Here is a 24,971-nt window from a genome sequence, read left to right on the forward strand (position 1 = left end):
AGTAAGCGACATTCCCATGATTATTGCATATTGAGAATGCAGGTAAATTTATTATAATTTACATAGTGATCACTAATCAACAGCATGTACATTATCTTTCCGTCAACGTGTATATGCTTAAAGAAGGGGATATCTATATGAAATTAAGTAATCAAAAGCTTATATATCTTTCACCAATTATAGTGGTAGCAGTTATTTTCATTTTTACCCTAACGTTAATTCCTTCAGTAAGCCAAGCACCTAAGAATTTGCCAATCGCATTTGTAAATGCCGACGAAGGAATGACAGTTCCAGCAAAGGGTAAGGTAAATATAGGAGATCATATAAAACAAAATATGAAGAGTTCAAGCGCTGAACAGTCTTCGGTTAAATGGATTTTTGTATCAACTACTAAAGAAGTTGAAAAAGGGTTAAATAATCAAAAATACTACGGAGCGCTTATCATTCCAAAAGATTTCACCAAAAAACAGGTGACTCTTCAGACGGCTCAGCCTGAGGCACCTGCTATTAGATTGTTAGTGAATCAAGGAATGAATACAGCTGCTTCAACACTAGCCAGTCAGGTGCTAAACGGAGCAGTTGATCAGATGAATGAAAATATGCGCTTGCAGCTAGTGAAAAGATTTGAACAAAGCGGAACGCAACTAAGTGCAAACCAAGCATTAGCACTCGCTGTACCGATTCAAAAGACAGTGATAAACGTCAATAAAACAGGGACTCATAGTGTCAACGGAAATGCCCCCGTTTCATTATTTCAGCCGCTGTGGATGGCAAGCATAGCAGGGGCAGCAGTTGTCTTCCTCAGCATCCACAAAATCACGTTTTCTTCTCGCAAAGAGAAAATTGTTAATCAAGTAGGGTTCGTAATCATTGGTGCTACACTTGCTTTAGCTGCAGGTTTCGGGCTAGCGTGGCTAGCTGAAGTAGTTGGAATAAGCGTTCCTTCATTTTTGGATACAGCACTATTCTTAGCTATTGCTTACTTCAGTTTTTTCACCTTGATATCAGCCGCACTTTCATGGTTAGGACTAAAGGGACTTCCGATTTTCGTTATTATTCTATTTTTTGGCGCACCGCTGCTTCCAATGGCCCCAGAAATTATGCCTGATTTTTATCGAGAGTGGATTTATCCATGGCTGCCAATGAGGTTTATGGTAGATGGCGTAAGAGAACTATTTTTCTTTGGAGAACATCTGACATGGAATCATTCTGTATCTGCTCTAGCTCTTATCTCTTTAATAAGTTTGTGTGCTCTGTTTGCTTCTGCTTTACCTGCATCTTCTGTAAAAAAAGAGAAGTCTCGCTCAATATAAAAGATACTGCAACTGAATGAGAAGGAGAGATAATGATGAAGCCACAAATCCTAATCGTTGGTGCCGGACCTACTGGCCTTGTGATGGCCTATAATTTAGCAAGACATAACATTTCTTTTCGAATTATTGATAGAAACGAAGGGCCTGGGCAAGCCTCCCGGGCAATGGCTATTTTACCGCGAACCCTTGAATTTTATCAGCAGTTCGGTTTTGCAGATGAAGTCATAGACCGCGGGATTAAGATGGAAGATGTATACGTCCGAGTAAAGAATAAAATAAAAGCAAAAGTTCATCTAGGATCTTTAGGAGAAGGATTAAGTCCTTTTCCTTTTGTTCTTACATTTCCACAGGACGACCACGAGCGGTTTCTGCTTGAAAAATTAAAAAATCTTGGGATTGAAGTAGAATGGAAGACGGAGTTACTATCTCTAGCTGAACACGGAGAAGGGATAAAAACTTTATTAAAAGCCCAGCAAGAGGAAACCGCTTATTTTAAGTATATTTGTGGATGTGACGGAGCACACAGTACAGTTCGTAAACAAATGAATATAGAGTTTAAAGGAGAAAAATATAAACAGCATTTTTATGTGATGGATGTTCACGGCTCTGGTGAAGTGATGAAGGATCAAAAAATCAGTATTTCATTTAGCAATGAAGAATTTTTGATTTGTATGCCTGTTAGAAGTAAAGGAACGTATCGAATGATCGGCATTATTCCTTCAGCTCTTTTGGATCAAAACGATATAAAAGCTGAAAATATTCAAACTTTTCTTCAACAAACATTTGGTGCTGAGATTGAAAATATAAATTGGTTCTCAACATACAATATCCATCACAGAGTAGCAAGTCGTTTCCGACAAGGGCGTATTTTTCTAAGTGGAGATGCAGCCCATATTCATAGTCCTGCAGGCGGCCAAGGAATGAACACAGGAATTGGAGATGCAATCAACCTTTCATGGAAATTAGCAGCTGTCCTTCAACACAAAGCGGCACTTTCCATATTAGATACATACGAAGAAGAAAGGTTACCTTTTGCAGAGCTGCTTGTAAATACAACTGATCGCGCTTTCAAGCGAATGGTGGCAAGAGATAAAACGAGTCAATTTTTTAGAAAGCATATCTTTCCGCCTGTACTATCCTTTTTATTTCGCTTTCCTTATCCCCGTCACAAAGCATTTACAATTTTATCTCAAATCCGCATTAAATATCGAAATAGTAACCTAAGCAGCGGACAAGGGACAAATGTGCAAAGTGGTGATCGGTTACCTTATGTGGAAGGGAATTTTGAATCTTTACGGTCCTTAAACTGGCAAATACACGTCTATGGAACAGCAGCACAGAAGCTAAAAAAGAGCATGAGAGAAAAAGGCTTCTCTTTGCATGAGTTTTCTTGGAACCCCTATATGAAGAAAGCAGGGCTTCAAAAAGATGCACTGTATGTTATTAGACCGGACGGGTATATCGGTTTTATTAGCAGCGAACAGCGTATAGAGCTTCTTTATCAATATTTGAATACTCATAAAATCCTTCCTTTTACAAATGAATAATAACGCTAATAAAAAGCTAAGACAACATGATTTTAGCTGAAAGAAAATTGGATCGATGAATCGAGACTCTTCAAGGAAAATCAACTTTATTCGGATTTTTTTATGGTCATGTAAACGTAGATTTCATCTGTTTAGTTTACTCAAGCGGTTGATTGGAGGGCAAGGCGCAGACTCCTGCAGGAAAAGCAGAACAGGTGAGACCCCGCAGGAGCGCAAGCGACGAGGAGGCTCAGCGGCCGCCCGCGGAAAGCGAAGCCTTGCACGGAAATCAACCGCGGTGTCAAAAGCGCTCCATACTAAGCCTCCTTTATCTCATTTGTGCGTCTTTAGATTGAATTGATTTTGTTATGTCTCAATCTCTTTATTTTTGTTTACAATTTCGAAACAACTTGGAGATGTTTTTGCTAAAGCTGTTTGATAAGATAGACGAAGAGAAATATCAAATGAAAGTACGTGATACATTGAATAAAAGGATTTTAGTAGTAGATGATGAAAAAAGTATTGCCACAGCGGTATCTTACGCTTTCAAGCGCGAAGGATATATTGTAGACACAGCATCTGACGGTGAAGAAGCACTTGAAAAAGTAAAAAGCTTTCGACCTGACGTGATGATATTAGATGTGATGATGCCAAAACTAACCGGCTATGAAGTATGCCGAAAACTTGAGAATCGAAGAGGAATGGGGATTATCTTGTTAACGGTTAAAAATGATATCGTCGATAAAGTTCTAGGTTTAGAGTTAGGCGCTGATGATTACATGACCAAGCCATTTGATGTAAGAGAACTTGTAGCTAGAGCTAAAGCACTTGTTCGGCGAATAGAAAAAAATGAAGCGCCTGAAGCTGTGGGAGAAATCACGGTGGGAAAAGTGAAAGTGAACTTAATTCAGCGCACGTTACATGTTGCCAATGAGTTAGTTAAGCTTACACCAAAGGAGTTTGATCTTATTGCTTTATTGCTTGCCAATTTAGAGAGAGTGTACACACGAGAAGATTTACTAGATCTTGTCTGGGGAATGGATTATGCAGGCGGTACACGTACGGTAGATATTCACATGCAGCGCCTTCGAAAAAAAGTAGGAGAAGCAGAGCCTTATTTGCTTCAAACGGTATACGGGGTTGGATATAAAGCGACTGCAGGAATCAATGAATGAAAATCAGCCTAAAAGCTAAGATGGGACTCGTTCTTGCTTTTTTAATTATTTTAACAGTAACCGTACTGAGCGTACTTGTATTAAAAGGAATTGAGACCAATCAGCGTGATCAGCTAGAAAGTGAACTTATTCAAAAAAGCAAAGCAGCGGAGCAAACGATTCATCAAAGTTATGTAACAGGTGACCCGTCTCTGAATACAGATTCCTTTCTTCAGCAAAAAGGACAGCGCCTTGCATCTTCAATTGCATCACAAAGCGGAATGCAAACAGTCCTATATAATCAAAAAGGACAGGAAGCAGGAAGCTCTATTCCCATCGGCCAAAAAGATGTGGATGTTTCTGATACGCTTAGCTATGCTTTGAAAGGAAAAATAGCCTATCAAATCTCGGGTTCTTCCCTTATTTACTTTGCACCTGTGTCAATCGAGAATCAATTTATTGGAGTCCTTCGTTTTGACCATTCCCTAAAAAATAATCAGCAGTTTATAGCTGACATTAGGCACTTATTTCGTATGGGGGGAACGATTGCAGCGGCAGCAGCTTTTTTAATTGGCTATGCTTATTTTTATCGCATTGCTTCTCTCATCGCTACGCTTCAAAAAACTTCACAGCAGATTCGAAAAGGCCATTATTTAACTGATGTGCCCTTCAAACGGCGCGATGAACTCGGAGAGCTCAGTCAAGGCTTGTTTTTTATGAGTACGTCGATTGAAAAAAACATCGATCAAATGAATAAAGAAAAAAGAAAGCTTGAGTTCGCCATTTCGAAACTGCAGTCTCTCGAACAGCAGCAAAAGCAGTTTATCGGTAACATCAGCCACGAATTTAAGACGCCTTTAACATCGATCAAAGCTTATGTTGACTTACTTGATATGTATCGAGATGATCCTCAGCTTATGGAAGACGGTGTGCAAAACATTCGTAAAGAAACGAATCGCCTCCATGAAATGGTGGATAAAATCTTAAAGCTTTCAGCACTTGAGAAATATGATTTCGAGCAGCGACCAGAGCAAGTTGAATTGAAACGGCTTCTAGAAGACATATGCGATCGTATGAAAGGAAAAGCTGCTAAATTTGATTTGACTCTTCATACAAATATAAAAGAAGCGGTTGTTTGGGCTGATCGCGAAAGCTTAATACACATTTTTATTAATTTAATTGACAATGCTATTAAATATAATGAACCCGGAGGAAAAGTGGAAGTAGCATCTTATACTTTAGAGAATTCTATCATTGTAGATGTAGCCAACACCGGAATAGGAATTCCACCCGAAGCAGAAGAGAAATTATTCCAACCATTTTTCACCGTAAATAAAGATCGGTCGCGTTTATCCGGAGGAACAGGTCTTGGCTTAGCATTAGCCAAAGATTTAACTGAAAAACAAAACGGTGTTATCAAGCTGCATCATTCTGACTCTACATGGACAACTTTTAAAGTGTCGTTTCCTTTAAAAAACGAGAACTGAGTTAGCTAAAAGGAGTGAACCGTTATTGAAACGGTATAGATTAATGATATATATCGCAAGCACTTTTCTTATTTTAGCATCATGCGGCCAAGGAGAAGGTCATAGAGAAACGGTTGAAAAACCAGACAAGAAAATTACTGTATTGGACCACGTAGATCAAGATGGAAAAATAGAAGTGAAAGACGTTCAAGATATTAACGGAGTAAGAGCGTTTCAATTTTTGAATGAAAACACAGTGATTGTTAGTCAAGAAAATAAACAATTTCGGTCGCACGATTTCGGTCCCAAAGAGGTATATGCGCAGAATTTAGCTACTTATAATCTAAAAAAAAAGTCTACTTTTGTGTTGCATCCAAGCAATGAAATTCAACATGCGGCGAAGCTTTCTCCAAATGGCAAATATCTTTTTTATAAAGTTGCAAAAGGCGAAGATACATTTGGTTATATAATGAACGTTCAAACAAAAAAAACAGTTGAAATCAAGAATGTTCTTCTCTACCCATCAAGCGGAGAGTGGCTTAATAATTCAGAAGTAATGTTTATTACAATGGAAGGAAAGCTTTCTAAAGCAAATGTAAAAGGAAAAGCAGAACCTCTATTGCACAGAGACGATCGAATCTTAGATGCAGTTAAAGGGATAGGTGGCATTTATTATATTGGTGTAAACAACCAGCTTTTTTTTCTTCATAACGAACAGACGGACCCTGAAAAAATCCGAGATAATGTGGTTTCTATTATCCCGTCTCCAAATGGAAAGCAATTAGCGCTCGTTCAGCAAAAAGATGCTCAAACGAGAACGCTGTCTATCACAGATTTAAAAGGATCAGAGGCCTTTCAGCTTGCTCTGTCCACTCAAATTTTTGGTGTCAGCTGGTCTCCCGACGGTTCGAAATTAGCTTATAATTTCATTTCTGAAAAAGAGGGAGATAAAGGGATATTCATAGCAGATGGATTAACAGGAGATGTTACACACTTAAACGTAAATTTAGACTATGCCGCTGATCAGCTTGCCTGGAGTCAATCAGGAAATAAACTAGTTGCATCGAGCTTTACGCAAAATCAAGTTCATACGTATATTATCTTTTTGAAATAGACTGCTTAGGCAGTCTTTTTTTTACGCATACTAAACTTCTTTAAGAGTGTTTACAAGTTTGAAACAACTGAATAAAAGACAGAAACATTTATGTTTTATTCTTTCTTTACAGGCTTTTATAGCGTATCAAAAGCCATGTGAAAGGAGTAAGACATCATGAAATACTTTTTATTTATTTGTTCTTTAGCTTTTGCGCTGATGATAACAGGGTGCGGCACAAGCAATTCTTCATCAAAGCCTGCCGGAGAATTCACAAAAAATGGACAGGCTCAAAAACTAGAAAGCTCATCAGCTTCTTCATCTTTAATGAAATCTAATGTAGACGAAACAGTGGTAATAGCCAATCCAGAATCGGTTACGGCTTTAGTTAATAAAAAGCATCAGCTTCCTGAATCTTACCAGCCTTCCGATTTAGTCTATGCCGACGTTCCGTTTATCTTTAACGAAAAAATAGAAAAACGAATGCTTAGAAAGCCTGCGGCACAAGCGCTTGAAGAACTTTTTCGAGACGCGGAAAAAGAGGGGATCAGCTTACTTGGCGTATCTGGTTATCGATCTCACGAGCGGCAAAAAGAGCTTTTTGCATTTTACGCAAAGCGAGACGGTGAAGAACAAGCACGCACTTATAGCGCCTACCCAGGAACGAGTGAACACGAAACGGGACTAGCAATCGATGTCACAGGAGGAAAGGGAATATGTGCTGCGGCAGACTGCTTTGCTGATACACTAGAAGCTCATTGGCTTTCAAAACATGCGTATCAATACGGATTCGTTATTCGATATCCTCAAGGTGAAGAAGAAGTTACCGGTTATAAATACGAACCATGGCACCTTAGATATGTAGGAAAAAAAGCAGCCGCATCCATTTTTAATCAATATATAACGTTAGAAACCTATGCAAGTAAGACAAAAGCTTAATCAAAAGTTCTATAGTTGGAAAACGAAGGAAAGAAAAATGAAAAGTCAGGTTTATCACTCTCACATATGATACAAACTGATACTATAACATGCTTGCTATAGAGGAAGGGTATCGATGTATAAAGATATTGCGATTGAACTGATATGTGGATTTTTAGCGCTATTTATTATGCTGAAGCTTTTAGGTAAGACACAGTTTGCTCAAATTACTCCGTTTGACTTTATTACAACGCTTGTCCTGGGAAATATTGTGGGGGATGCAGCTCTTGAAAAAGGAGTAGAATTAACTGAAATTCTTTATAGTGTTTTGATTTGGGGGCTTCTGATTTACGCAGTGACAAAGCTATCTCAAACCTTTACAGGATTTAGGGGAGTTCTTGAAGGCAAGCCTTCAATGATTATTTATAAAGGGAAAATTCATTATAAAGAGCTTAAGAAAAACAACTTGGATTTGAATCAGCTTCAGCATCTAATGAGACAGCAAGGGTATTTTTCACTGTATGAAGCAGAATATGTCATTTTAGAAACGAATGGAGAGGTGAGCGTCGCTCCTAAACATGAATTCGGCCCTCCGACGAAAAATGATTTAAACATCCCTTATTCTCAAACTAATTTACCTATTGCTTTAATCATGGATGGAAAAGTAGTGCCTGGCAATTTGAAAGAAGCAAACGTAGATGAAAAGTGGTTAAAAAAACAGCTGGCAATCAAGAAAATAAAGGAATACAGCGAAGTTTTTTATGCTGAATGGCAGCAAGAGCGAGGACTAGAAATAACAAAATTCTAAAAACCCTTTCCTTTTAAGGAAAGGGTTTTTAGCTTTCTTTTAATAGCTTAGCAAAATCCTCAATCGTTGTAGAATACGTGACGTACAGACGGGGAATAAGATAGTTTTCATTTTTTTGTCCACTTTCAGTAAAAAATTTTGGAATCGTTGAAAGACCAAATGTATAATTCTTTTTTGTTTCTTCGACTACGCGGCTATTGACCTTTCCGTAAGGGTAAGCAAGAGCAATAACGGGCTGGCTCGTGATGGCTTCAATTTTCAGCTTTGATTCAGCTAGCTCATAGGATAAATTTTTCGTCTTAGTTAAATCCGGATGAGTAGCGGTATGAGACTGAATAGAAAAAAATCCTGAATCAACAAATTTTTTTAGATCCGCTGGAGACAAACGGTTGGGACGGCCAATAAAATCTGAAATCACAAAAATTGTAGCCGCTGGATGAAACTGAGGGCTGGCTGCTCTTTGAAAAATAGGCAAGATAGTAAGATTATTTTTATATCCATCGTCAAATGTGATAAATATAGGCTTTTTTACACGCTTCAGCTCCTGCCATTTTTCAAATGTTAGCGGCGTATATCCTTGCTTTTTAAGATAAAGAAGCTGTTTCTCAAAATTTTCAGGTGTCACATACAGTTCTTTTTCCCCGTGGCCTGTGTAGGAATCAATAGAGTGGTAAATCAGTATAGGTACTTTCACTTGGCTAAAAGCGGGGGAAGGGAAAATAACAGTTAGCAATAAGATAACAAAAACCGAAATTTTTCTCATAACAATCCTTTCTAACGCGCAGTGATGACGAGACTATCTTAGTATGTCAAAAGAAAAGGAATGTATAAGCCAAGCTTTCTTTTTTACAAATATAAGCCTTCTTTTTTAAATATTTTATGCAGAACCAAGTGCTCAGCAGAGTTCACAACGGCAAACTGTTTTTTAGAAAGAGAATGAGGAGAAAAACGCATTAACTTAGTAAAGTCTGATGGCAGCGTAGTAGATGAAACATCAGTAGAGAGTATAGGGGCAGACAAAGATGTTTTCGAGCCGATGTGAAAACCCCAATCTCCAAAAGAGGGAATAATGGTGTGGTAGCTCAACGTATAAAACTGAGAAGCTTTCATCGTCTTATTAATGCTCCAAAAAACGATAGGTGTGTCTCTAGGAGAATTTGACTGACACACGACCAAGCCGCTGCGCGATAGTGAACGTTGGAGAAGTTCGTAAAATTCTTTTGTATAAAGAGCACTTATTTTTTTGTTAGTAGGATCTGGAAAGTCGACAATGATAATATCATAAAACGCTGAATTCAAAGAGAGGTAGTCAACAGCATCTTGAATATGAACGGTGACACGAGAATCTTCAAATGAGCGTTGATTTAACTTCTTTAATTCTTTTATATTCATCGCAGCATTTACAACGTCAGCATCTATTTCCACAAGGTCTATTTCTTTAACTTTCTTATATTTAAGGACTTCTCGTAAAGCTAAACCATCTCCACCGCCCAGAATAAGAATGCGGCGAGGACTTAAGGAAGCTGCAAAGATAGGGTGTACAAGAGCTTCATGGTACGCATGTTCATCCAATGAACTAAATTGCAGCTGTTCATCCAAATACATTCGAATATCAGATGCTTTAATCAGCTGAATATCTTGAATACTGTTTTTCTGATGAAACAAAATGTCATGCTGGCCTGATAAGATCTGCTGTAGACTAACGTGATCTGAGTCATCTCCACGATCGAGAAGACGAGTGCTTTCAGCATGCTGACGATTTTTTGTTGGCGTTTCGACGTGTTGAATTCCGCGAGAAATTGAATATACAACAGCTTTTTTTGAAGCTAATTGCTTCAGCAACGCATAACCAATTTCAATTATTTCTTTGTCTCCGCACGTATAAAAATCTAATGAAGCGTAGTTTTCCTCCGGCCAAGTATGAATAGACAAGTGAGAGGTAGCTAATACGAGAATGCCTGTAATGCCGTGGGGCGTAAACTGGTGAAAATAACAGTGCAAAACTTCCATCTCTGCATCTAGTGCAGCTTCAATAAGAATTTGCCTTAAAAGTGAGGGATCATTTAATATCACTTCATCGCATTCGAACGCATCCATTAGCAAGTGTTCGCCTTTAATATCCACTACTTCAGCCTCCTTTCTGAGCATTATTTTCACTATCTTATGAAATTTTTCAGAAAAAGGAAACGCAAGCACGTTAGTTTATAAATATTTTCGGGAAATAACTAGTTATCATCACATAGAAAGGCGGTTTAGGCAAACATATTTTCGTTGAAGGAAGAGCCGAACAATCAATCCATACTCTTAGTAGAAATCGAAACCTTTCGAATTTTTTCATTGATAGGATGAACGTAGGCTTCATGTATGCAGGATTTCTAGCGGTTGATTGGAGAGCAAGGCGAAGACTCCTGCAGGAAAAGCGGAACAGGGGAGACCCCACAGGAGCGTAAGCGACGAGGAGACTCATCGGCCGCCCGCGGAAATTGATAGCACTAGCTCACTTATCCAATTTATTCATCTTTACATTGGATTGATTTCGGTATGTCTCAATCTTTCTACTCTTTATCAGCATTAAACCAGCCTTTTCGCTTGAACCATAGAATTAAACCAAGCGTTATCAATCCCATGAAGCCAAGCACAAAGAAATAGCCATAGTGCCACTTTAGCTCAGGCATATTTTCAAAATTCATTCCGTATACGCCAACGATAAAGGTAAGGGGAATAAAGATAGATGAAATAACAGTCAGTGTCATCATAATTGAATTCATCCGGTTTGAATTAAGAGAAAGATAATTATCGCGCATATCAGACGTCATTTCCCGGTTTGATTCAATCATATCGGCTAATTTTAATAAGTGGTCATAGACATCTTTAAAATACCTTTTTTGTTCAGGATGAACATCTAAGCGTTCAGAATTTATAACACGGTACAATAAATCGCGCATAGGCAAAATGGTTCTTCTGATTTTTAGCAAATCACTTCGAAGTTTAAATACATCTTCCATTAAAACAGAGATGGATTTTTTTGCGTCTATGTTTTCTATATCATTCAGCTCATCTTCAATTTGATATACAGTGGGAAAATATTCATCTACCACTTTATCCATCACAGAATACGCAAGGTAGCTTATTCCTTTTTCTTGAATCGAAGGTGTATGAAGCAGCTTTTCCCATACTTTATCAATTGCAGCTGACGGGTGAAAATGAAAAGTAACCATATAATTATCGCCGATAAAAAGATCAACTTCTTCAGCTTCTAACGTTTGCCGATTTAACGAATGAAGGACAAAAAAACTGTATCCTTCATAATAATCGAGTTTTGGACGCTGCAGAAAATGAAAGCAATCTTCAATCGCTAACGGATGAAAGTGAAAGGATGATTGAAGCAGCAGCGCTTCTTCTTCAGAAGGGCAGTTAAAGTCAATCCAATAGTACTGAATAGAGGGGTCGTGAATCTGATCTAATTGTATATGTTTCACAAGTTTGTTATCGTTCATAAGAGCTAACGTTCGTATCATTTGAAAACTCCTTCGTGTTTTTATAGCCATTTTCAATGTAGCATAAAATCAATAAACTAAACGTATTTTTTAAAAAATTTTCTTTCTCCTCTTTTTATAAAACTAGTAAGGGGGAAAAAGTTGAATTATAATGATAGTAGTAGCTCGTATGGAAAGGGGAATTGTTTTGAATAAAAATGAAGCACTTCGAATGTTTTTCTTAAAACATGCAGATCAACTAACGGAAGAATGGTATGAAAGCCTTGAAGACAATGACCCAGAATCGGTTTATGCATCTACTCATCCGGAAGTCATTTCAGTATTAAAAGGTCAAAATAATGAATTTCATTTATACATAGCCGATGTATTTATAAAAAGTGAAAAAGAATTTTTTGATTCATTTGAAACGTGGATTTTAAAGATTGCGGAAGACGGAGAGCATGTAAGAACGCCTATTCATTATATTATTCGAGAATTTTTCCGAGTTAGAAAACAGTATTTAACATATTTAAATCAATTTGTAGAAGCGTATGACCAAGATATTACGCAAGAAGAACTAGACGAATGGAACGAATTGATTGTACGCGTGTTTGATATCACCGTTTATAAATTTGTTGAAGAGCACCATCAGCATTCAAGACGGTTGCTTGAAGCACACAAAGAGCTGATTAACGAACTGAGTTCCCCAGTTATTCCATTGAGCGATCATATTGCGATTCTTCCGCTTGTTGGGGATATCGACACGGCAAGAGCGCGACGAATTTTAGAGAATACGTTAACTCGCTGTGCTGAACAGCAAGTGAATCACCTTTATATTGATATTTCAGGAGTAGTTATTGTTGATACGATGGTTGCTCATCAGATTTTCCAGCTGATTGATGCCTTAAAATTAATAGGCGTAGAATCAACTATCTCTGGGGTACGTCCTGAAATCGCGATTACCGCTTCTCATTTAGGTTTATCGTTTGAAAATATATCAACAAAATCAACTCTTGCTAATGCGATGGCTTCACGTATGAGGAAATAAAAAACAAGAATTATTTTTAATTCTTGTTTTTTTATTTCAATTCATACTTGACATATAGGTTAAACAGGTATTATGATTTTACTAATTTAATAAATAAAAAGAGTCGTATTACATACGCTAATATACAAATGCATCTCTGTAATTAGCGGACAAGAATTGAACAAATAATATGAAAACGCTTTATATAGAATACGAGAATATTTAGGAGGAAATGGAAATGAACATCTTATGGTTTTTCCCTACAGCAGGCGACGGACATTATCTAGGCACAACCGAAGGAAGTAGAACAAGTGATATTCACTACTTAAAGCAAATCGCACACGGGCTGGATTATCTAGGATATGACGGTGCTTTGTTGCCTACTGGTTCAAATTGTGAAGATTCGTGGGTGATTGCATCGGCACTTGCTTCCGTTACAAACCGACTGAAGTTTTTGATTGCACTTCGCCCGGGTGTCATGTCTCCCACACTTTCAGCACGGATGGCTTCGACATTCGATCAAATATCAAACGGCCGACTTATGTTAAATATTGTGACGGGAGGAGATCCCGTGGAGCAAGCAACGTACGGTAACTATTTAAGCCATGATAAACGCTACGAGTTAACAGATGAATTTTTAACGATTTGGCGAGATGTAATGGAAGGAAAAAAAGTGGACTATAAAGGAGAACATCTTGATGTAACAGGTGCGTACATTCCGTCGCCTCTTGTCCAAAAACCGTATCCTCCGCTGTACTTTGGCGGGTCTTCTCCAGCGGGCAAAGAAGTAGGCGCAAAGCATGCAGATGTATATTTGTTATGGGGAGAACCTCCTGCAGTGATCAAGACGAAAATTGATGAGATGAAAGAAAAAGCTGCAAATGAAGGCAGGGACATTCGCTTTGGTATTCGACTGCACGTTATTGTAAGAGAATCGGAAGACGAAGCGTGGGAATCTGCAGATAAATTAATTAAACATGTTAATGATGATACGATCAAAGCGTTTCAAGATAAGTTTGCGTCATTTGACTCCACTGCCCAAAAAACACAGTCAAGTTTGCACAGCGGCACAAAAGATCGAGGTGCGCTGGAGATTGCTCCGAATCTATGGGCTGGAATCGGCTTAGCACGAGAAGGAGCTGGAACCGCTCTTGTTGGAAGTCCTGAAATTGTAGCGGATCGTTTAAAAGAGTACAAAGAGCTAGGAATTGATACGTTTATTTTATCGGGATACCCGCATCTAGAAGAAGCATATACGTTTGCTGAGCTAGTATTTCCACATATTCAAAAAGAACGAAGCAAGAGATAATTCTTGCTTCGTTCTTTTTGAATCGTAAAAAAATAAATAACCCAGTTGACTTATAGGAATTATAGGTGTATTATAAAGGTAGTTCATTTAGTCAGAAAATTTGTGATAAAGGGTGAAGAAAATGGAACGTTATGACGTAATTCAAGGCGCAGAATCTTTTTATTATAAAGGCAACGACATTGGTATACTTGTTTCTCATGGATTTATGGGGACTCCTCAAAGTATGGAATATATCGGAAAAGAATTAGCTAAAAAAGGTTTTACTGTGTACGGTTTTCGACTAACGGGACATGGTACTCACTACTATGATATTGAACAAACAACGTACGAGGAATGGAAGCAGGACTTTTTAAATGGGTATCAGCGTTTGAAGCAAGAATGCCGTCATGTATTTATCTTAGGTCAGTCCATGGGAGGCACTCTCACCTTTCATACAGCAAGCCAAGGATTAGATCTTGACGGAGTTATTGCAATCAATCCGGCTATGACGTCCATTCCTTCAATGGAACCTTACCGCTCTCGTCATACGCCTCGTTATTTAAAAGAAGATCATCCTGATATTAAGGATCCAAACGTACATGAAATTACGTACGACAAAGTACCAGTGCGCTCTATGCGTGAGCTGCTTTCTTTAATGGACGAAACAAAAGAACGCTTATCTTATGTAACATGCCCGGCTTTAGTACTAACATCAACCGTTGATAACGTAGTACCGCCTGAGAATTCAGCTTATATCTTAAACCATATTCAATCAGCAGAAAAAAGACAGTACATGCTTCGAAACTCTTACCATGTTGCGTCGATGGATTTTGATAAAGACACAATTGTTGCACAAACGGCACAGTTTGTACAAGCAACAGTTGCCAAAAAAAAAGTGCATGAGCGAATTTTTTAATTTTTAAATTCGCTCCGTTTCTTTTTTACTTCAAGTAAGATAAAATGAATCTTGAATGAAAACAAAGGAGTGTACATACATGATTCATTTAGAATGGAACGATCGTCCAACAATTAAACAAGTAAAATGCATACATACAGATGCAAAAAAATTCGTGGTTGAAAATGTTTTAACAGCAGGAAAAACATATGATGTAAAAAACGAAACAGAAGAATTTTATTTTGTTGTTGATAACACTGGCCAAGTCGGCGGCTTTTATAAAGAATACTTTGAAGGCTAAACAAAAAAATCATCGTCTCGGCGATGATTTTTTTATTGCAATAATTAAATGGAGCTTTCCTTAATGAAAACGAATGAACATTCTTTTAAAGAGAAATTCCATATATCTCATCATTTCGAAAAAAAGCTTTATGATAAAAATAGGATGTAAGACCTAAATTCTTCCGTTTCTTGTTCTGATTAAAAGGGTAACTGACTATAAATACCCATGACAACAATTATTTTACAATGTAAAATGAAAGCGACGCTTAACAGAAAAAGGAAAAGAGGAGGTCATACGATGAAAAAGCGTAATACAGCAGCTTTTACATTTTTAGCATGGACAGCTTTTATTACAGCACTATTAGCTATGTTTATAGGAATTTATACCTTAGATGCATCATTACCGGTAAAAGGTTATTATGCTGTTGGAACATTATACTTAACGATGTCCGCTTTTGTGCTTCAAAAAACCATTCGTGATAACGAAGAAGATACGGCGCACGAACGCAAATATGACAAAGCAGAAGAAGAATTGTAGAGCTAAAAAAAGCATTTTTCTAGCTCTTTGAAAAACATCCCCATTTTTGGGAGATGTTTTTTTATATAAAAAAACAGGGAACTTGTCACTCCATGTCGTATTAATAAAGAAGGAGGCGATTGAATTGACACAACTAATGATTAATAACGTAAATTTTCACGTTGATATGTTTGAAGAAAAAATGATTACTGATGCGAATACAGGTGAAGAGTTGAAAAGGCTAAACTTTTCTTTTTCGGTTGTAGGCAAAGCAGCTTATGATAAATATGATGCATTTTTTGAGGATCCGTACTTTGAAGTAACAAATATGGAGACAAAAGAAACGCTAACACTAAAAAACATTTCGCATAGCACATTTTATCAGTCACCTGAAATTACAGATCATACAAATATTGTTTTCAGAGTGAAGCTGCAGCAAGAACCTGTTAAAGAAAAAGAACAAGTGAAAAATGAACGTCCAACAGAGAGCACGGTCAACGAAATGCTTTTATCTAGAATAAAGTTTAAGGCTCTTGTCGAAATACTTGAAGAAAAAGGACTTTTAACAGAGAATGAGTTGTATACTAAAATTGAAGAAGTAGCAGAACGAGATTTTGATATTCTTCGAGATGAATTAAGTCATTCTAAAAAAGAGGTAAAAGCGTAAAAATACCCCACTCTGCAGGGGGATTTTTTATTTATATCCATTAATTTATAACCCTTTTGATAAATTATTCATATATTACATCACGATGAAAATAAAAAGGGTGAGGATAATGCCGATTGTTATTAATCATGTAGTGATTCCAAATGTTACAGGAGGAGTCGTTACATTTGGCGACACGTACTATGTTTCTCCAAAAAGTAACAGTAAAACTGCGCAAGGTTCAGGGTCTTCAAATACAGGAATTTGTGTAAATACAAATTCGGGACTTTCTAATACAAATACGCTCGATCCGGATGGTTCTGACCAAAACGGCTTCGGAAACGGATAAGGAAAGAGATGTTTTACTCTTCTTTCTACACGCCTTTTCAGTATTCGTTTTATCCGTATTTTATGCCTTCTTTTGCACGTCCAATTGGATTTGTCGTGTCACCTGATGGAGCGATGGATAACTGGTGGGGCAAAAAACCATCTTGGTGGGGGAAAATCACGCCTTCAGCCGGCGTTTTCCCTCCTGTTACCCAGTATTATACGGGCAGTTTAGTTCCTTATAGTTTAAGGGCCTATTACTAATATAAAAAAGAAGTTCAGATTAAGCCAACTTGTTAGCGCCTATTTCCTAAAAATAGGCGTTTTTTTCCGTTTTACTTGATTCAAAGTTATTTTTGCTGAATAATAAGGAAAAGAGAATTTTTAGAAGTAAGCTGTAAGTAAGGAGATGTTCAATCATGACAGATAAATGGAGAGTTCATAAAATAAAAAGTGATTGTGAACCTTGGCTGTTTTTAGAAGGCTGGGAAAAAGATATTATTGAAACCATTGAATTTGAAAAAAAAGAAGAAGCGCTTCGCTACTACGCGATGATGATTTATGAATTTCATCAAAAATACGCAAGCGTGCGAAGTGATGAACTAGCGCTCTTTAGCTTTTGGAACGAAGGCGAAAAGGAATTTTGCGAGGCCTGTGATGATGACCTTCAAATCTTCCACGGTGTTTTATTCGCTAAAAACGATGAAGTCTATTCATTAGAAGAAGATGAAGAAGGATTAAAAATGCTTCGTACTAAATAAAAACGTCCTGCGGGGCGTTTTTTTTATATAAAAAATGAACGATTTCAATCGCTCAAGCGTCATATAGGTGATGAAACAAAAAGGAGGGGTGACCGCTTTGGAACAAGATGATTTCATCCTTGTCCAAAAAGCATTACAAGGTGATGATGATGCCTTTTCATTATTATTTCAGCGCTATCATTCATTTTTATATAAATACCTTTTAAAGCTGACATTAGATGAGGACTTATGCAGTGAATTGTGTCAGGAAGCAATGATGAAGTGTTACGTGAATCTTTCTTCATACAAAAATGAAGCAAAGTTTTCGACTTGGATGATATCCATTGCTTCAAGACTGTACATGGACTATTTGCGCAAGCAAAAACGTGAAAAAAGCAGTCTTCAGCGAATAAAGCAGTCTTTATCGCATCAGCTTCAGTGGAAAGCTAAATACAAAGGAGTGGAATGGAGCGAGATGTTTTCCGATTTTAATGAACTCGATTCACGCTTTCGAATTCCTGTCTTGCTTCGACATTATTACGGATATACATACGATGAGATTGCCCATATGCTGAATATGCGAGCAGGAACGGTCAAATCAAGAGTAAACAAAGGAGTAAACATACTGAGAAAGGAGTGGAAAGAATGAGAGAAGAAAATGACAATCAGTCCTTGCATTCTTTAAAAAAAGATTGGGAGCAGCTAGAGAGTTTAGCAAGTCATGAACATATTTCTCTTCGTGTCATTAAAGAGCAACTTCTTATTGAAAAACAAAAGCAGAAAAAGGCTTTTCGGAAAGAGTTATGCTTATTTACATTAACAGCACTTGTTATTTTAACAGTAATGGCGACGGCTATTTTACAAATACCTGCCTTATTTATCGCCATTGAGGTAATTGGCATCATTGTTGCGCCTCTTTCTTTTATCGTTTTTCACTATAAACGAAAAAAGGAGATGTTTTTATAATGAATGAAAAATGGATTATTGTGCTGTTTATTTCACCATTTCTCCTTCTTCAAAGCTTTCTACTTTTTATCAATGCAAAAAAACGCGGCGCTCATCCATGGTTTTGGGGAATATGGGGGCTGATTCAAATTCCAATGCCAACGCTGTTTTATGGGTTTTTTATTATTTGGCTTCCAGCACGAAGAAAAAGGGGGATGTAAATGAAGGACATTAACTGGTTGTTAATTGCTCCAATTCTATTCTTACAATTATTTTTAATGATTCCAGCGTTAATAAGCTGCATAAAGCAAGAAGAGACAAACGGACCAAAATGGCTATGGGGACTCATCATTTTATGTGTAAGTACAGTTGGCCCCGTTTTATATTTTGTTTTAGGACGTAAAAAACAGTGAGGTGGAGCGAAGATGTTTATGCAAGTAGAAGGACTGACAAAAACGTACCGTAATATAACCGTTGTAGATAACCTTTCATTTAATCTCGATAAAGGAAAATGTGCAGCATTGTTAGGCCCTAATGGTGCAGGTAAGACGACTACTTTGCATATGATTGCAGGTCTTACTGCACCTAATAAAGGGGAAATTTCTTTTGAAGATAAACAGCATCAAGACGTACGATCATTTATTGGCTTTCTGCCGCAGCATCCTACGTTTTTTAATTGGATGACGCCTCAGCAGTATTTAACTTTTTTAGGCCTTTTATCTAACATTTCAAAAAATGTGCTTTCTCAACGAATAGATGAAGTACTTGAAACGGTAGGTTTAAAAGGAAAGGAAAAGCAGAAAATTGCAGGCTTTTCTGGAGGAATGAAACAACGTTTGGGCTTAGCACAAGCCTTGTTACATAAACCTGAACTGCTAATTTTAGATGAACCCGTTTCGGCTTTGGATCCTGAAGGCAGAAAAGATGTCCTAATGATTATCGAAACATTAAAAAAAGATACGACCATCCTTTTTTCAACTCACATTTTGCATGATGCAGAACAAATATGCGATAACATGATCATGATTAAAAACGGACGTATGAAATGGAATGGAACAAAGAGTTCGCTGCGCCAAGAGTTTGCGGATCCTGCTTTTACGATTGAAACAGAAGAAAGGCTCCCTGCATCATTTAGCAGTCTGCCAAGTGAACAGGTGCTGTTTCATTCTCCTTATAAAGCCACTGTAAGTGTAAAAGATACATCTCAGCAGCAGCAGCTGCTTCAACTGCTTGTTGATCAACAAGCAAATCTTGTTTTATTTAAACGAAAACAGCATTCTCTTGAAGACGTGTATCTAGAGGTGATGAATAAATGAATATATTTGGAGTCTTATTTAAAAAGGAGCTGCATGAATTATTTGCGAACGGCAAAGCAATTTGGCTGCCCATCTCCCTAATTTTGCTAGGCATCACACAGCCTTTAACGAATTATTATATGCCACAAATCATTGACATGGCAGGAAATTTGCCAAAAGGAGCAATTATTCAACTTCCTACGCCCACCGGTCAAGAAGTATTGCAAGGTGTCCTTTCACAATACAGCACAATAGGAATCTTATTGATTGTACTAGCAAGCATGAATATGATTTCAAATGAACGACAAAATCATGCGGCTGTACTTGTTATGATGAGACCGGTGAGTGTCATTCAATACATTATGAGTAAATGGGCTGCGCAAATCGTACTGGTTATTGGCTCAATGTTTATAAGCTATATAGCAGCGTGGTATTATACAAATCTTTTATTTTCACATGTGGATTGGACTCATATGATAGTTAGCTTTCTTTTATACAGCCTGTGGCTGATTTTTATCTTGTCCGTGCTAGTGGCAGCTGGAACCTTTCTTTTACAAAGCGGAGGAATTGCTGGAGTAAGCATTTTGATTATTGCGTCACTTTCATTTTTAAGTACTTTGTTTACGAATCAATTAAAGTGGAGTCCTGCAGCGCTGTCACAATACGCCGGCCGTATACTTGAACAATTGCACTGGTCACAAAGTGTCACCTATACCGTAGTTGTTACATTAGTGAGCTGTTTTCTTCTTTTAATTGCTGCTGTTTATAGATACAAAAAAGTAGAATATGTATAAAAAGACTTCTGAAACGAAGTCTTTTTTCTAGGGAATTAATTTGCAAATCCACGCAATATAAAGAGCAGCGGGGACTAAGAGAATCTGGGCACATACTGTCCCGCATAAACGAGAGATGACGAGTGTACCAACCATTTTATTCATAGATTGCTTGGTCGATTCACCTTTCATTACCTTTTCAGTTAGAATGGCTACTTGCGGATCTACAAACACTGCAAGGGTAATCATCGCTAGTCCGTTAATAAGACCAGAAGACATCAGAATCGATTTAGAAAGAGTAGGCTCGAGCGTAGAAGCATAAAGAGTGGAAAGAACACCTACTGTATAAATGGTCGTAGCCATTAAATTTAAAAGAAGCAATCGCTTGGGCACTCCGCCTATTCGCAGCTGAGACAGCATAATCCACCTAGGACGCTTCACGTGTTTTTTTGCTTTCTCAAGGGTATGTATGGAAGTAATGTTTTTCATCATTTTGGGTACAGATCCTGCTACTTCTAAGTGTGAAATCATGCGAGAGAAGATTGATACAAAGCTAGGAATTAAAAGAGCACCTGCGATTGTCCCAATAGAGGCCGCGAGCAAAATGGTTTGAAGCTGATGAAGCAGAAGGGGCAAATCTTCTTTAGACTGGACCGCATCTCCTAATTTGCCGGTCAGCGGAGCTTGCACCATATTAGCTGTTCTTGAAACGATGACAATAATATTAAAAAGAGATAGGGCTACGACTAGTTTTCCAGTTTTCAAGCCCGCGAGTCTCACAGAGTAGGCTAGTGTTTCAATCATGTGAATAATTCCTACAAATACACAAATAATCAGTAATTTTTCCATCATAATAAGTAAGTTCCTTTCTTTGATACACGCACTTCCTTATTATGTATAATTTTGGTTCATTTGTAAATAAAAAGCCGCTTGCTACCAAGAGTAGCAAGCGGCTTTTTATTATCGATGCTGGTTAATATCACGAAGTATATCTTTGCTAGCCTGATAATCTTTTTCCCGTTCTTTTTCCACCTGTAGACGTTTGTCTAGTTTACGGCTATATTCAGCATACCCCACGCCGTGAGAAAGCTGCATGGCCTTTTCCATTTCTGACGTGTACGTTAGGTGAAGTGCGATAATGAATCAATCCTTTCAGCATTTTTCACTTGTGGCACATGTATTGCTGCTCAAGTGTTTCGATGTTTATAATTCTTGAAGTCTTTCTAGAAATCGTTTTCCCTGTCGCTTTGGATCTAAACATAAATGATTAAAATTTCATAACATTCCAGGTAAAAGCCTTTTTTTCTTGCGTAGTATCCCATATAATAGCAGGAACAACGTTTTTAAAGGAGTTATATATGAACAATACAAAACGAGTATGGTTTGATTTACTTTTTTATATCGCTATTCCTTACCTAATATGGAATCAGGGAAAAGACATTATTGGTGATTACTATGCCATTTTGCTTTCAACAGCACCAGCGTTTGTGTATACCATTTATACATTTATTAAAGATCGCCAGTTTAACGTAACAGGATTGTTTATTGTCATTACGCTGCTGGCACGTACCATTATTGATTTAATTTCAGGAAACGCAGCGACGATGTTAAACAATCAAGTATACTTTATGATTGGACTGGCTGTAGTTGTCCTTTTTACCATTGTGATAAAAAAGCCAATTGGTTTGTACTTTTTTGTAGATACGGCGTACTTAATGGGCTATAAGCGAGAAGATTCTCTTAAGCTCTTCCACCAGCCTGATTTATTCAAAATGATGAACTGGCTTACAGTACTGTTCGCAGGTCGCTATGTATTTTTAGCAATTGTAAAATACGTATTGATTCAAAAGTACGGAGTAGAAGGGTACGGGAACATGATTGTATTCCGTCAAGCCGTTACGTGGGCATTCTCCATTTTAATTGCCGTCTACACGTATTTTATCTATAAAAAAATTCAAGATAAAACAGGGATGGATAATCCAATGAATCCAAATGTAAATGAATAAAAGGAGAAGCGTGCGTTTAGCTAACGTACGCTTTTTTTGTTACAAAACAGTGAACAGTGCCCGAAACACTAACATCTCATTTAAAATTAATAGTAAAATAACGCTATTAGAAACGGGATGAAAGTAGGTCAAGAAATGAAACTATTATTAGCATGTCAAAAGCAGCCTTATCGAATTTTAGAAATGATTATGGTGTTTTTTACCTTAATTTTTGTCGTACTGTCGTTTTTTGATTACCGTCAGCTTTTTTTCCTTGTGTTTACGCTTGGAATTGTATTTGCTATTCGAGCGCTTGAAATGCAAGAAGGAGAGAAAAAGACTCAAGGAAACATCTGGCTACTTGTCGGTGTTGTCATGATTTTGCTAGATATAGTTTTATTTGTTGTATATGCCATCAATCGATCTTAACTAAAAGAAAAATGCTTCCGTGCAGAGGTTCACCTCTAGCTGCGGAAGCTTTTTTGATTAAGGAATCATCCACGATAATACACTAGATTGTAAAAATGTTAATACGCAGACAATCAGCAGTAAAAATAAGCTGTGCTTCACCGTAAAACGAAGCAAATCGGACTCTTTTCCAGCCAACCCAACCGCAGCACAGGCAACAGCGATGGACTGCGGTGAAATCATTTTACCGGTTACTCCACCAGAAGAGTTTGCTGCAAGCGCAAGAAGCGGATTCATTCCAATAGACGTAGCCGTGATTTTTTGCAAGTTGCCGAACAATAAGTTGGCTGATGTATCTGATCCTGTAATAAAAACACCAAGCCAGCCGAGTACAGGAGAGAAAAAGGGAAATAACGCGCCTGTTTTAGCTAGCAGCAGTCCTAAGGTTGTACTCATTCCAGAAGCATTTGTCACGTAAGCAAATGCTACAACGGACATAATGGTAAGCAGCGGCAACGCTAATTCTTTGCACGTCTCGTTAAACGTAATAAACCATTCTTTCCAAGAGATGTTGACGATAAATTTTGTGACAACAGCAGACAACAGGATAGCTGTGCCCGCAGCGCCTAGTAATTCTAACTTATACACTGCCGCAATTGGTTCTCCATTTCCATTTAAAATTAAATTATTTAACCAAGGTACTTCTGGCATAAACGTTAAATAATGTCCGACGGAATTGATAGCGCTCAAAAAAGCGTTAGTTCCTTCATAATGTCCCGTCAGAGCGGTTTTAATTTGAGGAATTCCCCATATGGAAATAAAGATCGTTAAAATTAAAAAAGGTGACCACGCCTTTGCAATTTGAGCCCCCGTGAATGCGGGCTGACCTTGAGTTTCTCTTGGCTCAGCCGAAGCGGAAGCTACTTCATGTGCTGCTTTTTCAGATTGAAAGCGAAACGTTGTTTTCGGTTTCCAGAATTTTAAGAAAATAGCGAGCGCAAAAAGTGAAACGAGTGCCGATAAAATATCGGGAAGTTCAGGTCCTAAAAAGTTAGAGCTGACAAACTGTGTAAGAGCAAAAGAGACGCCGGATACTAAAATAGCAGGGAGTACTTCTACTGTTTTCTTAAATCCAGCCATTACAAAAACCAAATATAGCGGAATAAATACAGAAATAAAAGGAAGCTGGCGGCCTACCATTTTAGAGATTTCCATTGCCGCTACTCCAGTAGGACCCTCCATAGCCGTGATAGGAATACCGATTGCACCAAAAGCAACGGGTGCTGTATTTGCTAATAAACATAAGCCAGCGGCATACAGCGGATTAAAACCTAGTCCTACAAGCAAAGCTGCTGAAATCGCAACAGGTGCACCAAAACCAGCAGCACCTTCAAGAAAAGCCCCAAACGAAAAAGCAACCAACAAAGCTTGAAGTCTGCGATCTTCTGTAATAGATACGACAGAGGTACGAATAATATCAAACTGACCGGTTTTTACAGTTAGTTTGTAAAGAAAAACGGATGTAATGATAATCCATCCAATCGGCAGTATACCGTATACAGCTCCTTGACTAGCTGACATAAAAGCCATGCTAGCCGGCATTTTATAGGCAAGCATCGCAACGGCAAGTGCGACCAGTAAGGTTGTAATCCCAGCCATATAACCTTTCATTCGTTTAATAGCCAGAGCCCAAAAGAAGTAAAGAATAGGAATCAAAGCGATTAATGAAGACCAAATGACGCTGTTTCCTACAGGAGTGAACTGCTGTGTCCATGTCATAACTAACACCTCATTTTCAAATTAGTGAACTACGAATTTAGTAAAACGAAACCATTAAAACTACGATGATAAGGTCATCTGATGACTTATGTAAAAATGAATTCGCTTACATTATATTCTAATACTTTCGTGATAGGCAAGTACTAAAAGAAACTTTTTTTCTAAAGAACGGACATTTTTTTTGTTGATAAGAAGAAAATACTGGTTGAAAATCCCAAGAATAGGTGATTAAATGATTGTAAGCGCTTAAAATATATCTTTTCATCTATTCTACTAATTATTCTTCTTATTAATCTACTACTTTCAGTCG

Annotated in this window: 31 protein-coding genes; 25 read left to right on the forward strand and 6 right to left on the reverse strand. The window is 37.7% G+C overall.

Going from position 1 to position 24,971, the window contains the following annotated elements; translation table 11 throughout:
• Positions 1-137: 137 nt before the first annotated feature.
• The 8 genes from ACRPLY_RS13465 (at position 138) to ACRPLY_RS13500 (ending at position 8,278) form a co-directional block, all read left to right on the forward strand.
• Complete coding sequence (locus ACRPLY_RS13465) at positions 138-1,313, forward strand: YhgE/Pip domain-containing protein (protein ID WP_028412869.1); 1,176 nt, start codon at positions 138-140, stop codon at positions 1,311-1,313.
• 35 nt (positions 1,314-1,348) lie between these two features.
• Entirely contained in the window at positions 1,349-2,860 is a 1,512-nt protein-coding gene (locus ACRPLY_RS13470) for an FAD-dependent monooxygenase (RefSeq protein ID WP_228123010.1), read from the forward strand.
• A 148-nt stretch (positions 2,861-3,008) separates the two neighbouring features.
• Positions 3,009-3,200: a hypothetical protein gene (locus ACRPLY_RS13475; protein WP_165573212.1), complete on the forward strand. Its 192-nt coding sequence runs from the start codon at positions 3,009-3,011 to the stop codon at positions 3,198-3,200.
• Between the two features lie 121 nt (positions 3,201-3,321).
• A complete protein-coding gene (locus ACRPLY_RS13480; RefSeq protein ID WP_028412871.1) occupies positions 3,322-4,014 on the forward strand; it encodes a response regulator transcription factor in 693 nt (230 codons plus the stop codon).
• A complete protein-coding gene (locus ACRPLY_RS13485; RefSeq protein ID WP_028412872.1) occupies positions 4,011-5,480 on the forward strand; it encodes a sensor histidine kinase in 1,470 nt (489 codons plus the stop codon). The genes ACRPLY_RS13480 and ACRPLY_RS13485 overlap by 4 nt, the downstream gene beginning before the upstream one ends.
• 25 nt (positions 5,481-5,505) lie before the next feature.
• Positions 5,506-6,573, forward strand: a complete 1,068-nt coding sequence (locus ACRPLY_RS13490) for a TolB family protein (RefSeq protein ID WP_325077519.1) — start codon at positions 5,506-5,508, stop codon at positions 6,571-6,573.
• A 156-nt stretch (positions 6,574-6,729) separates the two neighbouring features.
• Positions 6,730-7,491, forward strand: coding sequence for a M15 family metallopeptidase (locus ACRPLY_RS13495; RefSeq protein WP_367077075.1), 762 nt, complete (start codon positions 6,730-6,732; stop codon positions 7,489-7,491).
• A 115-nt stretch (positions 7,492-7,606) separates the two neighbouring features.
• Positions 7,607-8,278 carry a DUF421 domain-containing protein gene (locus tag ACRPLY_RS13500; protein ID WP_028412875.1) on the forward strand — a complete coding sequence of 224 codons (672 nt, stop codon included), beginning with the start codon at positions 7,607-7,609 and terminating at the stop codon, positions 8,276-8,278.
• Positions 8,279-8,306: 28 nt separating this feature from the next.
• Here ACRPLY_RS13500 and ACRPLY_RS13505 read toward each other — a convergent pair whose 3' ends face one another.
• From ACRPLY_RS13505 to corA, 3 genes are all read right to left on the reverse strand, one after another.
• The gene (locus ACRPLY_RS13505) at positions 8,307-9,041 is read right to left on the reverse strand and encodes a polysaccharide deacetylase family protein (protein WP_099000462.1); all 735 of its coding nucleotides are present in this window, start codon (positions 9,039-9,041) and stop codon (positions 8,307-8,309) included.
• Positions 9,042-9,124: 83 nt separating this feature from the next.
• Positions 9,125-10,402 (reverse strand): polyamine aminopropyltransferase, encoded by a 1,278-nt coding sequence (locus ACRPLY_RS13510; protein ID WP_028412876.1) that lies wholly within the window; start codon positions 10,400-10,402, stop codon positions 9,125-9,127.
• A gap of 431 nt (positions 10,403-10,833) precedes the next feature.
• A complete protein-coding gene (gene corA, locus ACRPLY_RS13515; RefSeq protein WP_028412877.1) occupies positions 10,834-11,796 on the reverse strand; it encodes a magnesium/cobalt transporter CorA in 963 nt (320 codons plus the stop codon).
• A 130-nt stretch (positions 11,797-11,926) separates the two neighbouring features.
• Between corA and ACRPLY_RS13520 the strand changes: the two genes are divergently transcribed.
• The 15 genes from ACRPLY_RS13520 (at position 11,927) to ACRPLY_RS13590 (ending at position 20,510) form a co-directional block, all read left to right on the forward strand.
• On the forward strand, positions 11,927-12,802 hold the full coding sequence (locus ACRPLY_RS13520; RefSeq protein WP_049165233.1) for an STAS domain-containing protein: 876 nt from the start codon (positions 11,927-11,929) through the stop codon (positions 12,800-12,802).
• A gap of 217 nt (positions 12,803-13,019) precedes the next feature.
• A complete protein-coding gene (ssuD, locus tag ACRPLY_RS13525; protein ID WP_325077517.1) occupies positions 13,020-14,090 on the forward strand; it encodes an FMNH2-dependent alkanesulfonate monooxygenase in 1,071 nt (356 codons plus the stop codon).
• Between the two features lie 121 nt (positions 14,091-14,211).
• Positions 14,212-14,985, forward strand: a complete 774-nt coding sequence (locus ACRPLY_RS13530; RefSeq protein WP_325077516.1) for an alpha/beta hydrolase — start codon at positions 14,212-14,214, stop codon at positions 14,983-14,985.
• A gap of 79 nt (positions 14,986-15,064) precedes the next feature.
• A complete protein-coding gene (locus ACRPLY_RS13535) occupies positions 15,065-15,265 on the forward strand; it encodes a DUF6501 family protein (RefSeq protein ID WP_013057578.1) in 201 nt (66 codons plus the stop codon).
• A 279-nt stretch (positions 15,266-15,544) separates the two neighbouring features.
• Complete coding sequence (locus ACRPLY_RS13540) at positions 15,545-15,784, forward strand: YiaA/YiaB family inner membrane protein (protein ID WP_013057577.1); 240 nt, start codon at positions 15,545-15,547, stop codon at positions 15,782-15,784.
• Between the two features lie 124 nt (positions 15,785-15,908).
• Positions 15,909-16,430 (forward strand): hypothetical protein, encoded by a 522-nt coding sequence (locus ACRPLY_RS13545; protein WP_028412881.1) that lies wholly within the window; start codon positions 15,909-15,911, stop codon positions 16,428-16,430.
• A 109-nt stretch (positions 16,431-16,539) separates the two neighbouring features.
• Positions 16,540-16,758 (forward strand): spore germination protein, encoded by a 219-nt coding sequence (locus tag ACRPLY_RS13550; RefSeq protein WP_013083687.1) that lies wholly within the window; start codon positions 16,540-16,542, stop codon positions 16,756-16,758.
• A gap of 8 nt (positions 16,759-16,766) precedes the next feature.
• Positions 16,767-17,000, forward strand: coding sequence for a hypothetical protein (locus ACRPLY_RS13555; protein WP_155010041.1), 234 nt, complete (start codon positions 16,767-16,769; stop codon positions 16,998-17,000).
• A 155-nt stretch (positions 17,001-17,155) separates the two neighbouring features.
• A complete protein-coding gene (locus ACRPLY_RS13560) occupies positions 17,156-17,497 on the forward strand; it encodes a DUF1033 family protein (RefSeq protein WP_013057574.1) in 342 nt (113 codons plus the stop codon).
• A 70-nt stretch (positions 17,498-17,567) separates the two neighbouring features.
• Complete coding sequence (gene sigY, locus ACRPLY_RS13565; protein ID WP_223260193.1) at positions 17,568-18,125, forward strand: RNA polymerase sigma factor SigY; 558 nt, start codon at positions 17,568-17,570, stop codon at positions 18,123-18,125.
• A complete protein-coding gene (locus ACRPLY_RS13570; RefSeq protein ID WP_325077515.1) occupies positions 18,122-18,442 on the forward strand; it encodes a YxlC family protein in 321 nt (106 codons plus the stop codon). Before sigY ends, ACRPLY_RS13570 begins: the two co-directional genes overlap by 4 nt.
• The gene (locus ACRPLY_RS13575) at positions 18,442-18,642 is read left to right on the forward strand and encodes a transcriptional regulator (RefSeq protein WP_325077514.1); all 201 of its coding nucleotides are present in this window, start codon (positions 18,442-18,444) and stop codon (positions 18,640-18,642) included. The genes ACRPLY_RS13570 and ACRPLY_RS13575 overlap by 1 nt, the downstream gene beginning before the upstream one ends.
• Entirely contained in the window at positions 18,643-18,834 is a 192-nt protein-coding gene (locus ACRPLY_RS13580) for a PLD nuclease N-terminal domain-containing protein (protein WP_325077513.1), read from the forward strand. It abuts the gene before it with no gap.
• A 12-nt stretch (positions 18,835-18,846) separates the two neighbouring features.
• A complete protein-coding gene (locus tag ACRPLY_RS13585; protein WP_274862489.1) occupies positions 18,847-19,737 on the forward strand; it encodes an ABC transporter ATP-binding protein in 891 nt (296 codons plus the stop codon).
• Positions 19,734-20,510 (forward strand): ABC transporter permease, encoded by a 777-nt coding sequence (locus ACRPLY_RS13590; protein ID WP_028412887.1) that lies wholly within the window; start codon positions 19,734-19,736, stop codon positions 20,508-20,510. Before ACRPLY_RS13585 ends, ACRPLY_RS13590 begins: the two co-directional genes overlap by 4 nt.
• Before the next feature lie 27 nt (positions 20,511-20,537).
• On the opposite strand, the gene ACRPLY_RS13595 is transcribed toward ACRPLY_RS13590, so the two are convergent.
• Both ACRPLY_RS13595 and ACRPLY_RS13600 read right to left on the reverse strand, forming a co-directional pair.
• A complete protein-coding gene (locus ACRPLY_RS13595; protein ID WP_063247755.1) occupies positions 20,538-21,341 on the reverse strand; it encodes a lipid II flippase Amj family protein in 804 nt (267 codons plus the stop codon).
• 108 nt (positions 21,342-21,449) lie between these two features.
• Positions 21,450-21,596 (reverse strand): hypothetical protein, encoded by a 147-nt coding sequence (locus tag ACRPLY_RS13600; protein WP_014459567.1) that lies wholly within the window; start codon positions 21,594-21,596, stop codon positions 21,450-21,452.
• A gap of 251 nt (positions 21,597-21,847) precedes the next feature.
• Here ACRPLY_RS13600 and ACRPLY_RS13605 point away from each other — a divergent pair, with 251 nt between their 5' ends.
• Together ACRPLY_RS13605 and ACRPLY_RS13610 are read left to right on the forward strand one after the other, a co-directional pair.
• A complete protein-coding gene (locus ACRPLY_RS13605) occupies positions 21,848-22,495 on the forward strand; it encodes a VC0807 family protein (protein WP_013057564.1) in 648 nt (215 codons plus the stop codon).
• Positions 22,496-22,630: 135 nt separating this feature from the next.
• The gene (locus tag ACRPLY_RS13610; protein ID WP_325077512.1) at positions 22,631-22,903 is read left to right on the forward strand and encodes a hypothetical protein; all 273 of its coding nucleotides are present in this window, start codon (positions 22,631-22,633) and stop codon (positions 22,901-22,903) included.
• Between the two features lie 57 nt (positions 22,904-22,960).
• On the opposite strand, the gene ACRPLY_RS13615 is transcribed toward ACRPLY_RS13610, so the two are convergent.
• Positions 22,961-24,661 carry an L-lactate permease gene (locus ACRPLY_RS13615; RefSeq protein WP_325077511.1) on the reverse strand — a complete coding sequence of 567 codons (1,701 nt, stop codon included), beginning with the start codon at positions 24,659-24,661 and terminating at the stop codon, positions 22,961-22,963.
• Positions 24,662-24,971 lie beyond the last annotated feature (310 nt).

Origin of the sequence: Priestia sp. TGN 0903, assembly GCF_050846855.1 — a bacterium.
GTDB classification, from domain to species: Bacteria; Bacillota; Bacilli; order Bacillales; family Bacillaceae_H; genus Priestia; species Priestia zanthoxyli.